The 13,837-nt window shown below is 60.7% G+C and carries 12 protein-coding genes; 6 read left to right on the plus strand and 6 right to left on the minus strand.

Going from position 1 to position 13,837, the window contains the following annotated elements:
• The first annotated feature begins 406 nt into the window (after positions 1 to 406).
• The 5 genes from DH08_RS02245 to DH08_RS02265 all read left to right on the plus strand — a co-directional run bounded on the left by DH08_RS02245 (position 407) and on the right by DH08_RS02265 (position 6,285).
• On the plus strand, positions 407 to 2,986 hold the full coding sequence (locus DH08_RS02245) for an SGNH/GDSL hydrolase family protein (RefSeq protein WP_192177684.1): 2,580 nt from the start codon (positions 407 to 409) through the stop codon (positions 2,984 to 2,986).
• Positions 2,983 to 3,243, plus strand: a complete 261-nt coding sequence (locus DH08_RS02250; RefSeq protein WP_192177685.1) for an acyl carrier protein — start codon at positions 2,983 to 2,985, stop codon at positions 3,241 to 3,243. The genes DH08_RS02245 and DH08_RS02250 overlap by 4 nt, the downstream gene beginning before the upstream one ends.
• A gap of 8 nt (positions 3,244 to 3,251) precedes the next feature.
• Positions 3,252 to 4,808, plus strand: coding sequence for an amino acid adenylation domain-containing protein (locus DH08_RS02255; RefSeq protein WP_192177686.1), 1,557 nt, complete (start codon positions 3,252 to 3,254; stop codon positions 4,806 to 4,808).
• Positions 4,808 to 5,956 carry an acyl-CoA dehydrogenase family protein gene (locus DH08_RS02260; RefSeq protein WP_192177687.1) on the plus strand — a complete coding sequence of 383 codons (1,149 nt, stop codon included), beginning with the start codon at positions 4,808 to 4,810 and terminating at the stop codon, positions 5,954 to 5,956. Before DH08_RS02255 ends, DH08_RS02260 begins: the two co-directional genes overlap by 1 nt.
• A 77-nt stretch (positions 5,957 to 6,033) precedes the next feature.
• Positions 6,034 to 6,285, plus strand: a complete 252-nt coding sequence (locus DH08_RS02265) for a hypothetical protein (RefSeq protein WP_192177688.1) — start codon at positions 6,034 to 6,036, stop codon at positions 6,283 to 6,285.
• Between the two features lie 96 nt (positions 6,286 to 6,381).
• On the opposite strand, the gene DH08_RS02270 is transcribed toward DH08_RS02265, so the two are convergent.
• The 6 genes from DH08_RS02270 to DH08_RS02290 form a co-directional block, all read right to left on the minus strand.
• Positions 6,382 to 6,648 (minus strand): hypothetical protein, encoded by a 267-nt coding sequence (locus DH08_RS02270; protein WP_192177689.1) that lies wholly within the window; start codon positions 6,646 to 6,648, stop codon positions 6,382 to 6,384.
• 1,706 nt (positions 6,649 to 8,354) lie between these two features.
• Positions 8,355 to 8,486 (minus strand): hypothetical protein, encoded by a 132-nt coding sequence (locus DH08_RS36770; RefSeq protein WP_282595005.1) that lies wholly within the window; start codon positions 8,484 to 8,486, stop codon positions 8,355 to 8,357.
• A 798-nt stretch (positions 8,487 to 9,284) separates the two neighbouring features.
• On the minus strand, positions 9,285 to 9,806 hold the full coding sequence (locus tag DH08_RS02275; RefSeq protein ID WP_192177690.1) for a hypothetical protein: 522 nt from the start codon (positions 9,804 to 9,806) through the stop codon (positions 9,285 to 9,287).
• 729 nt (positions 9,807 to 10,535) lie between these two features.
• The gene (locus DH08_RS02280; protein WP_192177691.1) at positions 10,536 to 10,829 is read right to left on the minus strand and encodes a hypothetical protein; all 294 of its coding nucleotides are present in this window, start codon (positions 10,827 to 10,829) and stop codon (positions 10,536 to 10,538) included.
• Positions 10,830 to 10,956: 127 nt separating this feature from the next.
• A complete protein-coding gene (locus DH08_RS02285; protein ID WP_192177692.1) occupies positions 10,957 to 12,204 on the minus strand; it encodes an ATP-binding protein in 1,248 nt (415 codons plus the stop codon).
• A complete protein-coding gene (locus DH08_RS02290; protein WP_192177693.1) occupies positions 12,201 to 12,926 on the minus strand; it encodes a response regulator in 726 nt (241 codons plus the stop codon). Before DH08_RS02290 ends, DH08_RS02285 begins: the two co-directional genes overlap by 4 nt.
• 213 nt (positions 12,927 to 13,139) lie before the next feature.
• Here DH08_RS02290 and DH08_RS02295 point away from each other — a divergent pair, with 213 nt between their 5' ends.
• Positions 13,140 to 13,799, plus strand: coding sequence for a hypothetical protein (locus DH08_RS02295; RefSeq protein ID WP_192177694.1), 660 nt, complete (start codon positions 13,140 to 13,142; stop codon positions 13,797 to 13,799).
• The last annotated feature ends 38 nt before the right edge of the window (positions 13,800 to 13,837 follow it).

Genomic DNA, 13,837 nt, shown 5'->3' on the forward strand with positions numbered 1-13,837 from the left:
GATTGTCGTTTCCGGCGGCGTTTATCGCCGACCGGAAATGACAATAGCATGGATTCGACTAGTGTCCGCGGGCTTGGCGCTGGCATCTTGGGCCTAGCCGCCGGAGACGTCGCGGTGGGTGCATGCTGCATGGAGAGGAACCCTCGAATAGCCGTCGTCCCAACGGCTTCCAGTCGGTCACAGAGACCATGTCGCTGTTACCCCGGTCACAGCGGAGCGGTTATTTTACGGGTACCTTGTATGCTGAAATTCTGCTGAGCAACGCTTTAGGGGACCGGGGCTGAACCTATCAGGGGACAGGAGCCATGGGGGGAGGCCCTTCGCCAGCAGCTCGCGGATCGTTTGGTACCCCGAAATTGATCATTGTCGATGCGCGGCGGCAAATGGTTGAGGCGCGAGAGCGTGCATGATCAAGCCATTGTCCCTTCCCTGGCCGGCCGGGTCTACGGAATCTGCGGAGGCTGAACCGAGAAGCATTCTGGCTTGGTTCGCCATAGCCGGCCAGCTGGCCCTCTTCATCGCGCTGGTCCATCTCCTCAGGCTCGAGACAAATGCGCTTGTCCGCGTCCTGATCGTTGCTCTCGCCGGCTGGTGCGTACACTACTTCCTGCCACTGCGTTACCGGCTGCCATTTTTCGCCCTGCTCTCCTTCGCGGCTATCGCCGCAGTGTTCGCGAACCTTGGTCCCAACTGGCATTACTGGAGGTTTGAGGGCCTCATCGATGCCGCCTGGATCGTCGTCATTGGCCTCGTATTGATCGAAATTACGGGCCTGCCGATCGCTTTTGGATGGAGAGTGCTGGCACTGGTTGGCGCCGGCTGCGGGCTCGCCGCCGCACGAATGGACTGGATAGCAACCCCGTGGACGCGGGCCGTCTGGCCCGTGCTCGCTTCCATGTTTATGTTCCGTCTGATCGTCTATACATACGAAATTCGGCGTGAACAGAAGAGGGCGACGCTGTCGGAACGGCTCGCCTATTTCTTTATGTTGCCGAATGTCTGCTTCCCGCTCTTTCCAGTGGTAGATTTTAGAACTTTCCGTAGCAGCTACTACAATGCTGACCGACACTATATCTATCAAACAGGTATCCAATGGATGTTTCGGGGCGCTATCCATCTGATATTCTACCGCCTCGTATATCAGCGGTTTGTAATCGATGCTGCGGATGTAAGTAATCAGGTCGATCTTGTGCAGTTCTTGATCTGGCCGTTTTTGCTTTACCTGAAGGTTTCAGGGACTTTTCATATAATCACTGGGCTTTTGCGTTTATTCGGATTCAATCTTTCAGAAACCCACAATCTTTACTTCCTTTCCTCAAGCTTTACGGATTTCTGGCGTAGAATAAATATCTACTGGAAGGATTTCATAATGAAGATTGTATATTATCCCTTTTACTTTCGTTTTCGACGTTGGGGAGAGAATGTAGCGCTCGTCAGCGCGACCCTCCTGGCGTTCCTCGCGACATGGCTGCTGCACAACTATCAGTGGTTCTGGTTGCGCGGCACTTGGGTGTTCACCTGGAACGACTTCCTCTTCTGGATGATCCTGGCCGTGCTCGTGACGGTCAACGCCCTCCATGAAATGCGGCACGGCCGCACACGGCGCCTGCCCGGCGAGGCACTCAGCTGGAACGCTGCACTGCACACTGCGGGCCGGACCATCGGCGTGTTCGTCGTCATCTCGATGCTTTGGTCGTTTTGGAGCGCGAGCTCGGTCCCGCAATGGTTCTCGGTCTTCGATACCGTGGGCGTGGAGGGTCCCGGCAAAATGACGCCCGTCCTTGTGCTGCTCACTGTGGCAGCTGTGATTGGCATTCCTGCCCTTGTGCTCGCGCGCGGCGTTGCCGACCACCAGTACAGTTTCGGGCGGTCGGTTGCGTTAGTCAGTGTCTGCGGGTCGATCGCGGTTTGCATCTCGCTCCCCGGAGTTCGCGATCGCCTGGGCGAGACGGTCAGTACCGCAATGGCCGACATTAGAATGCCGAATCTCAATACCCGCGATAAGGCGAACCTGGAGCGCGGCTACTACGAAAACCTCGTCAATGTCGGCGCATTCAACCCGGAACTGTGGATTGTCTATGGCCAACGACGAAGCGAGGAATGGAAAGACTTGGAGAAGACGCCGCTGAGTGAATACACGGGTGCGCTTCCCAGGACCTATCTGCGTCCACTCTCTCAAGCAGACTATAGGGGAACGCTGGTCCACATCAACCGCTGGGGTATGCGAGACCAGGACTACGAAAAGCTTCCTTCTCCCGGCACCCTGCGAATTGCAGTCGTCGGCCCTTCGATCATCTTCGGCGCGGGCGTCGCAGATGACGAGACCTTCGAAGGCTTGTTGGAGCAGCGGATGAATGAGCAGGCGGCCGACAGCGGGTATCGACACTACGACGTGCTGAACTTTGGCGTTGGGGCTTATACTGCTCTGGACATGCTAGCCATCATCGAGGACCGGGTGCTTGCATTCAAACCAAATTACATCTTTTACTTCGAGCACGGCGCGCTTATTCCACGAATGCTAGACAACCTCATCATTGCAATGCAGAATGGCTCCGCATATCGCTACGACTTCGTGCGCGACATTGTACGCGAGAGCGGGATAGATGACAGGGCCGACCCCGAGGTGCTCAAAAGAAAGCTCACGCCCTACGGAGAGAGACTTCTGCGTGCGATCTATTCTCGAATCGTGGAAACTGCGAAGCGAGGAGGTGTCGGGGCCTTTTGGCTGTATCTGCCCAGGGTAGACGAGAGTAGCAGTCCCGAGGTGGAGAGGCGCCTCGCTGCCGAGGCTGGATTCAACGTTCTCGATCTTTCCGATGTCTATGACGGGTACGACTGGCGGACCCTTGTTGTGGCACCTTGGGATGATCACCCAAACGCTGCCGGCCATCGGCTCATCGCCGACAGGCTTTACGAGGTGCTGCGACAACACCGGGATCTAATTCCCCTGAACCTTGCGGCTGCTCCACGAAAGGAGGGACAATGAACGCGATCCAGATCAGGACGATGACCAGGGATTTCATATTGAAGGAGTTCCTGCCCGGTGAAAGGCCGGAGAATCTGACGGATTCAACGGAGCTTATAACTGGCGGCATTCTCGACTCGCTGGCGACGCTTAAGCTCGTTGCCTACCTGGAAAAGTCCTGCGGCATCGAAATCGCCCCTTACGAACTCGTGCAGGAGAACCTGAACTCCGTCGCCCTTATTGCCGATTTCGTCCAATCGAAGCAGGCGTCCACATAGGGCCCGCCATGACCTTGCACGGGTACCTGGAACAGAGCGCGAGGCGGTATCGCGAGAAGTGCGCCGCAGTCGAGGCGAGCTCCGGACGACAGATTACTTACGGCGAGCTCGACAGGCTGTCGAGCCGAGTCCGCGACCATTTGCGTCGGATTGGCGTCCGGCCGGGGGACCACATCGGCATTTGCCTTCCAAAATCGATCGTTTCGCTCGCTACTCTGTTCGGCATTTTGAAAGTAGGCGCGGCCTATGTGCCCGTCGATTCTCTGGCACCACCTGCGCGTAACGCGTTCATATTCACCGACTGCGGCGTGCGCGCGATTTTCGTGGAGGCGTCCCGAGCCGACGCTTTGCGCTGTGAGTTGGCGCGCTTGGCTGCGGAACCCCGGCTCTTACCGCTCGACTGGTCCGACGGTTCCTCACCGCTCGCGACGTACCTGGCACGCGAGGAAGCCGAGGGCGGCTTGGCGGTGGAGGGTGAATCGGCGCGGTCGGAGCCGAACGACCTCGCTTACGTCCTTTACACTTCAGGCTCCACCGGCCAGCCGAAGGGTGTGATGCTGACCCATCATAATGGCACGAGCTACGTGGACTGGTGCTCCGAGACCCTCGCCCCTGACGAGAACGACCGCTTCTCCTCCCATGCGCCCTTCCACTTCGACCTCTCCATCCTCGACATCTTCGTACCGCTGAAGCACGGTGCGACCGTACTCCTGATCGGTGAGGAGCTCGGCAAGCATCCGGCCGGGATGGCTTCTGTTATCGCCGAGCGGCGGTTGACCGTCTGGTATTCCACGCCCTCCGTACTCACGCTTCTGGTCGAGCACGGCGGGCTTGATGCTCGCGACGATCACGCTCTTCGGTTCATTCTATTTGCCGGCGAGGTCTTTCCGGTCAAGCATCTGCGCAGGCTGAAGACTCTGGTCCCACACGCGCGCTACCTGAATCTTTATGGTCCAACCGAAACCAACGTCTGTACGTATTACGAGATCCCGCAGACGATCGCCGAAGACCGCACCGCACCATTTCCGATCGGGCGTGCCTGCTCGCATGTTAAGGCGCGCGTGATCGATAGGAATGGCCGCGATGTGCCGCGCGGCCACGAAGGCGAACTCGCAATCAGCGGTGCGCCTGTGATGCAGGGCTATTGGAACCTGCCTGAGCGAACAAGCGCCGCTTTTCACGTCGATTCAACCGGCCGCTGGTATCGTACGGGCGATATCGTGGTCGAAGGCGATAACGGCGTCTACACCTTCCGCGGTCGACGCGACCGGATGGTGAAGAGGCGGGGATACCGGATCGAACTCGGCGAGATCGAGACGGCACTCTATCGCCATCCAGCGATTTCCGAGGTCGCGGCGATAGCTCGCTCGGAGGAGTCGGGCGTCTCCATTAAGGTGTTCTATGCCTCGCGCGACGGCCATGCGCTGTCGCTCATCGAGCTGAAGCGGTTCTGCGCTCACAACTTGCCGGCCTTCATGGCCCCGGACTGGTTCTCGCATCAGCCGTTACTTCCGAAGACATCGACAGATAAAATTGACTACCAACATCTGATAAGGATGGAGTAGTGGATTTCGCGCTGAACGAGGAGCAGCGTATCCTGCGCAATGAGATCCATCGCTTCGCGCAAGATAAGCTCAATAAAGATGTCAGGCAGCGCGACCGGGACCAAGTATTCCAGCACGAGTTGTGGCAGGCCTGCGCGCAGATGGGCCTGACCGGCCTGCCAGTCCCCGAGGCCTACGGGGGATCCGGTCTCGATTCCCTGTCGACGGCCATTGCAATCGACGCGCTCGGCTACGGCTGCGAGGATTCCGGCTTGGTCTTCTCTATCTGCGCCCACCTTCTGGCCTGCGTGGTGCCGATTTGGAAGTTCGGCACTGAAGAGCAGAAGGATCGATATCTTCCGGGGCTCTGTGATGGCACCTTGATCGCGGCCAATGCGATGAGCGAACCGGAGTCGGGCTCGGATGCATTTGCGATGCAAACCAGGGCGGAGCCCCGTGGCGACGGCTTTCTAATCAACGGCACGAAGACCTTCGTGAGCAACGGGCCGGTGGCGGATGTTGCCGTCGTCTTTGCTGTCACTGACCGCGCCAAGGGTTATTTCGGCGGCATCACGAGCTTCCTCGTGGACTGTACGCTGCCCGGCTATCGGGTCGCGCAAAAGTTCGAAAAAATGGGACTGCGGACGTCTCCGATCGGGGAGCTTGTCTTCGAGGACGTGTTCGTTTCGAAGGACGCCGTTCTCGGTGGAGTGGGCGGCGGCTCCAGGCTGTTCGTCCATAGCATGGACTGGGAGCGGGCGTGCCTGTTCGCCAGCCATGTTGGCACGATGGAGCGACTTCTGGAAAAGGCAGTGGCCTATACGCGCACCAGACGTCAGTCCGGCCAAGCCATCTCCAAGCACCAGGCGGTCGCCCATAAGATTGCCGATATGAAGATGCAGGTGGAGGCCGCCCGGCTCCTCGTCTACAAGGCGGCGTGGGGCCTTGAGCGCCCCGAATCCGTATCCCTCGACGCCGCCGTTTCGAAGCTCTTTGTGAGCGAATCGCTAGTCCGGACTGCGCTCGATGTCGTCCAGGTCTTCGGCGGCTATGGCTTCTTGAGCGAATTCGATGTCGAACGCGCCGTACGTGATGCCATCGGCAGCAAGCTCTATTCCGGGACTTCGGAGATACAGCGCAATATTATTGCAGGCTGGCTGGGGCTTTGATGACAGCTGTGCTCAGAGAACCTGTCCGGTGAAGGGCGGCGTGAGCTGTCGCCGGGCCCTGCCGTTAGCTCACGAAAGTGTTCGTCTATGTGACCGAATGGATGCTGGCCAAGCACGCAGCCGGGGCCGACAAGGCTGCGTTGCTCGCGACCTGGCATGACGCGCTCGACTACGCCATGCTGCAAAAGGTTCTTCCGAAGATTCACGGAAACAGGAGGGCGCTCGGCGATCCGCCTTTTACGCCGGTAACGATTCAAGCTCCACGCCAAGCGCCGGCTACACGTTGGGCCTCGGTACGAAGGTTGAAATATCGGCAGCGCGCAAGCTGACGCTGGCCGGAGCGACCGCGCAACTTTCGCAGTCCCGGCAGAAGCTCGACACCATGCACCGTGCGACATGAACAGGCCCGGAAGCCGAAGCCGCCGTCAATAGCCAGTTGGGATCCACGGACTGGTGTCATACCCTAAGCGCGGATAATGATCCAGGAAGTTTGCGGCCCTATTTGACGGTCGCGCAACAACGGTGCCTGTCGATTTGCAATCCAGTTTCGGGGTCCGCTTGCTGCCAGCCTTCATATGAGCTGCAGAACACGAGGTTGCAGCCTGAGCGGTGGCCACCTTTTTCTTCTCTTTCGCAACAGCCGCTCCGGTGGCGGCCAATACCATTGCTACGCCAAAGACAACGAGTTTCATTGAAACGCCCTCACCCTGCACAATCCGAAATGATTGCGCCTAGTTAACGTTACGTCAACCACATTTTGTCCGCAACGACGGCGAATAGTGCCAGTAAAGAAAGCCCGCCACCGTGAGGCAGCGGGCCGCGCTTGTCATAGCTTCACGCTGCGCGCTGCTTTTGGACCTTATACCCGACCGTCACCGCCTGCTCACGAAGGCGTCAGCGTTAAAGGCAGGCCCATTTGGAAACGCTATATCGCGGAACGGATTCATGGGAGATCCGTCCGATGACGCCCAAAGAGGAAGCCGAGGCTTTCTGGTGGTGTAATCCACCGTATTGAGCCCACGCATGGAGCCTCGCCAGCGCGCGTTTCTGTTGGCCGCCGCCTTTTCACCATCGAAGCGCCTCGCGCCTCCTGGCGGCGCTTGTGCCGGCGCTGGGATGGTGATTTGGTGCGAGGCGCTAGGGAGGGGCCGCTCGCATGGACACGGAGCAAAGCACCACGCACAAAGACGGCATTACCTACGTCAATTGGGACCGTGCGAAAGCATCGCTTCTCGACCGACTCTGTGCCGCCTCGTCCCTCTGATTGGCTGGAAAACATCAGACCTATCAGTATCGAAGGCCTGACGCTTTTCGGGATCGACGAGAGGACGAACGAACTGCTCTGGGACGGCAAGCGGCTAATCACCGAGAAGCGGTTCACTGATTTTGAGCGTCGCCTGGCAATTGTCGGTCTTTTTATTGCTAGCATCGGCGTCGCGGCAACTGTGGTTGGGCCGCCGTCGCTTCTTTGCCCTAGTCCGAAGGGCGAGAATGGGCCTGGTAAACTTCGTCGGCGTCTACATCACCGCTCTAATGTTCGTCGGCGCCGTCTGGCTACAAGCAGCGCGGCATGGTCGACTTCCGCGATCACGCCATACGTCCTGGCGGCCCATGTGCTAGCTTGCCCAGGCGGCGGACTTGATTGCCCGCCTGGCCGGCGCCTTTTACCCCAAAGCCCCCCGCCCAACGGGCGCCGGCCATCTTCCATGAGCGATCCGCGTCGGTTTCGGCTAGCTGCGGCTCTTTCGGATAGATGAAATGAGATTGTCGACACGGTCTGCCGGATCGGCTGGGGGCTTTCCCTTCCTGCCCTGCGATCGAGCCTCCAGCCTTTTGTCGTAGATGCGCCTCAGTCGGTCGCAGGCCGCCTTGGCGCGCTGCCAGGTCCTACCGATAGGGAGGTGCTCCCTCCAAGTACCTGACGGTTCGGGGCGATAGCAGAATCTCGCTTTGTGATCTTCCATGGTGCGCAACGGCAACGACACACCATGGGTTCGCCCCAACATGGCAACGTGGTTAACACTGCAGTGGGTGTCGGGCCTTTCGCCGACGATACCAGTACCCGCCCCGCCATCGCGATCATGGCGCCACCGGCGAGACATGGCTCGTCTCCTACATGAAACCTTTCTAATGCTGGCCGGTTAACCCGGAGCTGGAGAGAGTGTTCATGCCAAGACGAGATCCCACGGTTCGGCCGCCCAGGAAGCCACGCACGCGCCCGCTAAAAGGCGAGGAGGCGGAAGTGAGCCACATTGTCGAAACGCATGACGTCTCGCCGAACCAGGCAAGAGAGCTTGTGCGTCGACACGGCAACGATTGGCGAAAGATCGATGAGGCCGCCAAATCCTATAAAGACGAAAAGTGAGTTGGCCCTGCCGCGAAGCACCACGAGGCCTGGTCAAGCCGCCGAGCCGCCATCACGACGGTCGATCGCCGAGAAGATGGTCACCCCCGAAACGACGATTTGCGCGGTCATCTCGGTGAGCTTCTCGCGCTTGACGAACGTGGGCTTTTGGTAGGCCTTTTTCATTTGCTGGTTCCGAAATCCGCTAGCCGACGTGCCGGGCCGCGACACTGAACGCTGCAGCTTCAGTCGTGTTCCCTTGCAGAGCGGCTTCGTCTCACTCTTCCCGAAATTCCTGCAAGGAGTGGGGCAAGGCCGGCGCCTTGGCTGACTTCCAGTCCCGGAGGCAACTACACAACGCTACCGCTTAGCGGGAAGTCTTCTCTTCAAGGATGGCTGAGCAATCGATCTCATCGTGAAACGGTGCATGAGGATCGAGCACCAGCCATGACGCATGAGACCGGAGTTCCCTAAGGCGGGCGTTCTTTTCGAGACGAGCGTGGCGTTCCGCCTCGGTATGGAACACTAGAGTAGGCTTTTCACGAAGAGAGCTCATATGCAGCTCCACTTAACGTCATCGCCTATGAACGCTAACGCTCTGAGTTGCGTTCCCTTTTTATATCGTAGGATGTCGCAGGGATGCAGGACAATGCGAAACGCAGTCACCGGGCTGGGCTTAGTGATAGTTCTGCTTGCGGGGGCAATTGGCGCGATGCTCGCCATCCCGACGGCGTCTTTGTCACGAAGAGAAGGGCCTTACGGGGACGTTCACGACACCTATGCGGTGAGCGGCTGTCCGCGCTTATCGGCGTACCGCAATAGAGCAGAAAACCTCGCCGCTCCATTTGCGAAGCGACGAGGCCCCCATCGCCCCTAGTGCCGGTCCCAACACCGGCGTTTTTAACACTGCAATTGTGGTGCCAGTGGCAAATGACCCATTACGGGACAGTCCGCTAGTGTTCCACTGACCGACCTAATGCCCGCTCAGCGGTCCTCCAGCCTGCTCCGTTGGTGCTTCTTCGGGTGGCGACGTAGCCGACATGGGAAACCTGACAGCTGTCGCGCGGGCAAGCGTGGCACGGTTCTTGCTTCAACAGCTTCAGGCACGCCGGGCGCGAAGACCTGTTCCACATCGATACCGGCGTGTGAGGTTGGGACAATGATGTCGCGTAAGCTTCTGTTCGCCCTTCCCGCAGTGTTCTTGGCCACCGCCTTGGGGGTAGCCCTCTGGTCGTCCGTCACCTCATGGGAATTTCTGGCTGCGACCCAATCCGGTTCGGTCTTTTGTTCAAGCGGTCCACCACCCGGGACCGTATCGGCGTCGGCGTCGCGGACTTTGCCACCATGCCCGCCGGGCGCCACAAGGTCATAAGGGAGCGCATCGATGGCCGCGAGACTGTGGATTGCCCAGACAAGAACTGGAGATGAACAGCCCTCTGCAGCGGCGTATTGCAGAGATTGTGTCATGGAGTGGTGGGCTTTGATCACTCGGTTGGCATCGGCCATTCGCGAATTCGTTGCACCGCGCTACCGGCCAGAACTTCACTATATGCGCGGCCCCGGTCCGGCCTGCGCGCGCCGCGTGAGCACGCGCTGAAGGCCGGTTTCATCCTTGCAAGCGCCACGTCTTGGTCAGTAGCGGTCCTCCAGCCTACTCCGCTGGTGCTTCTTCCGGTGGCGGCGTCAGGACTGTGATGTCCATTCTGGCGATCGTCGATGCCGCCCGACCTTGCGCACCAGGATCCGCGTCGCCGGCTTCGGTAACCATCGCCTGACGCCGTCGGCGCTGTTGCCTCCAGGGCGTGGCGAAGGCCGAGCGCATTCCTTGGGCGGAAACGCGCCGTTAACGTCGTTCGCGGGTGACAGGATGTCTGTCCCAGATCGAGAGTGTAAAGTTCTGCTTGCTGTCAGCCGCGGAGGCGGAAATGAATTTGCTTCGGATAGCGCTCTTGTGCACGGCGATGATCGGCCTGGTAGGGCCAGCGGCCGTTCGCGCTGAGGATCAGCCTGCTCCGCCGAACGACGAAGCAGCGCCAGAGCGGCCGCCAGTTCATTGCGAAGGACAGAATTGCCTGCCGCCGGCCGAGGACCCTGTCGAGGCATGCAAGGGGCAAGACTGCACACCGGCTCCAGTGATTGACCAGACGCCAGCTCCGGAGATCGAGCAGGTCAAGTGAGCAGCGTCGGCCCATGTCTGAGATTCCGTGAAAGCCGGGAAAGCGGCACTGCCTCTGATCAAAACGGAACAAATGGCGCCGGCTGTTCGCACCGATAAACCATGCACTGACCGTCACTGGTCGGGACATAGTCAACCATCGGCACGTAAGGAGCATCGCAGTCATTGCCGAATTGGCGGACATAGCGATCATAGGTATTCGGTCCGGTGCTCAGCACAGTCGCATGCTGGCTCTGGATCAACGCCTGGGTCTGCGCGCAGGTCATCGTTCGCGTGTCGGGCCGAGCGTTTGCGAAATTTGTAGCCGCAATCACTATCGCTGCCGCGCAAAGCATGGTCCCGCGTATGGTCATGGTGGCATCCTCGCAAAAAACGTTGTGCTGCCAAAATTCGCAGGCCCGCAACGGTCGCGCTGTCACGATGCAGCGTGCGAGGCCGAGGTCGCCTCGATTTGGCAGGACTTGAACGGCATCCGGTCCATTAGGAAACCGCGCCAAACACCACCGTCTGCAGCAGCCCTCCGCCCTGCCGGTTCTCCAGCCGGATCGTGCCGCCGTAGCGCTCGATGATCTCCTTGGCGATCGCGAGGCCCAGCCCCGCGCCGGGGATAGATTGCGCGCGGGCCGGATCGACCCGGAAGAACGGCTCGAACGCCTTGTTCAGGAGGTCCGGCGGAATGCCGGGCCCGCGATCGGCGATGGTGAGAACGGCCCGGCCACCTTGCCCGGTGAGCGCAATGGTGCAGCTTTTGCCGTGCGTCGCGGCGTTGACGATCAGATTGCGCAGCGCGCGGCGCAGCCCGAGCGCGCCGGCTTTGACCGACACCTTGTCGAGATGGTCGATCGAGACCGCATGGCCGGCCGAAATCATCTCGGTTTCGATATCGCGGACCAGCCTGTCGAGCTCCACCGGCTCCACCGCATCCTGGTTGACCTCCTCGCGCACCAGCCGGATGGCGCTGTCGGCGATGCGATCGAGCTCGTCGAGATCGTGAAGCCACTTGTCGCGATCGTCGTCGAGGAATTCGGCCCGCAGCCGCATCCGCGTCATCGGTGTTCTGAGGTCGTGCCCGGCGGCGGCGACCAGCCGCATGCGGCTTTCCATCGCCGTCTTCAGCCTGGCGGAAAGCTGGTTGAGCGCATGTGCGGTCGCCCTGACCTCGGCCGACCCTTCCTCAGGCACCGCCGCTAAAACGCCGTCCGAGCCGATCTTGCTGACCGCGGTCTCGAGCATCTCCAGCGGCCGCACCAGCACGGCGGTGAAATAGACCGACACGGCGGTAGCGCCCAGTACGATCAGCGTGATCCAGCCCGAGAGCACGAACCAGGCATCTCGCGGTGGCCCGAAATCGGGGACATCGACGATCATCCAGCGATTGTCGAGCAGCGCGACCGAAGCGACCATGCCGGGTCTGCCGACATTGCGGCTGACGACGGCCGAAACATCAAGGCCCAACTCGTGCATGATGTGGTTGAGCACATGGGTGTGCCTTTGGTCTGCGACTCCATCGGCGGGCTTATCGCTGAGATTGACCGGTGCGTCGCCGGCGCCCGGCACGTGGCCCGGGACCAGTTGCACCATCAACTGGATCTGACGAGCCACCGGCCCCATGCTCAACTCGGGTGACGGCCCGCCAAGCACCTTGATGGCGACGATCGTTGCAAGGCCGACAACGCCGACGATCGAGACGACCAAGAGGATGATCAGGCGCCGGCGCAGCGACTTCATGCCTCGGCCTCCGCCGTCTCGACGCGGGCGGCGAGCTGGTAGCCGCCATTGCGCACCGTTTTGAACAGAGGCCCCTCGCCGGTGTCGCCAAACTTGCGCCGCAGCCGGCTCATCAGCACGTCGACGGAACGGTCGAGCGGATCGCGCTCGCGGCCTTGCGTCAGGTCGAGAAGCTGGTCACGCGACAAGAGCCGTCCGGGACGGTCGAGGAAGACCTGCAGCAGGTCGAACTCGGCGCCGGTGAGGTCGATGAGCGCGCCCTCGGCATCCGTCACCTTGCGCGTGTCCGGTTCCAGCCTGTAGCCGGCGAATTGGTAGACGCGCACGCGCGGCGGGGCGGCCTCTTCCGGCGCCGAGCGCCGCAGCACGGCGCGAATGCGGGCGGTGAGTTCGCGCGGATTGAACGGCTTGCCGAGATAGTCGTCGGCGCCAAGCTCCAGCCCGATGATGCGGTCGACATCTTCCTTCAGCGCCGTCAGCAGGATCACCGGAATATGCGGCTTGCGGTCGCGCAAGGCGCGGCAGATATCGAGCCCAGAGCCGTCGGGCAGCATGACGTCAAGCACGATCAGGTCGAACTGGCCCGTGCCGAGCTTCTGTTCGCATTCGCGCCGGTCGGCCGCCACCGAGACGCGAAAGCCCTGGCCGTCGAGATAACGCCCGAGAAGAGTCCTGATCTCGCGGTCGTCGTCGACGACAAGGATATGGGGTTGCGCCTGCATTCTTCGCCCGGTTGCCTGTTCGCTTTGGATTATAGGGAGAGCCGCAGGCGAACGGCATGGAAAATTGCAACCGAATGTTTCCGGCCGGCGAACAGAAACATTCGGAAACAAATCTCCCTTTTGTGGAAACCTTCGGCAACGCGCCGAAGCAAAGCGGCAAAAGACGCCTCCTATCCTCCAGCCATCCGAAGCATGTGGGAAAGGAAAAACATCATGCGAAGCAGACTTTTTGCCCTCGGCCTCTTCTCGGTCGCCGCCATTCATCCGGCGCTGGCGCAGCAAGCCGACCCTGGCGCCCCCTCCGGCGAACCGCCAATGGTGGCCATGCAGGACAGCCCGGACCAGGGCCCGATGCAACCCGGTCCGCATGGACCGATGCGGCACCGGCCGGAAGGTTTTGGCCCGCAGCGCTTCGGCGCACAGCGCATGGGACCGCCGCCGGAACTCATGCTGGCAGCCCGGCTCTCGGCGCTTGAAACCAAGGTTGGCATTCGGGCCGAGCAGCTCGACGCCTGGCGCGACTACACCAGTGCGCTGCAGGAGACGCTGACGCCACCGTTGCCTGATCATGGTCCGGGCGGCTCCGGTGGACGCGGCCCCGACGCCGGAAAGCCCGGCCCCGATGGCAGCGCCGCTCAGGCACCGCGCGACCCGTTCGCCCGTCAGGAAAGCCTCGCCGACGACATCACCAAACGTGCGGTTTCGGCCGGCAAGCTGAAGGATGCAATTACCGCGCTCCGCGCCAAGCTGACGCCCGAACAGCTCGAAATCCTCGCTTCGGCGGAACGGCCACACGGACCACCCCCCGGTCCCGGAGGTCTTCCTGACCATGGCAGGCAGTTCCCGCCGCCCGAGAATGGCTCGCAACTCTGACCGGTTGCGCCGGCCGGCCCGTTGACCACCCGTTCTCG

It is taken from the genome of Mesorhizobium amorphae (assembly GCF_014843845.1).
GTDB lineage: Bacteria > Pseudomonadota > Alphaproteobacteria > Rhizobiales > Rhizobiaceae > Mesorhizobium > Mesorhizobium amorphae_A.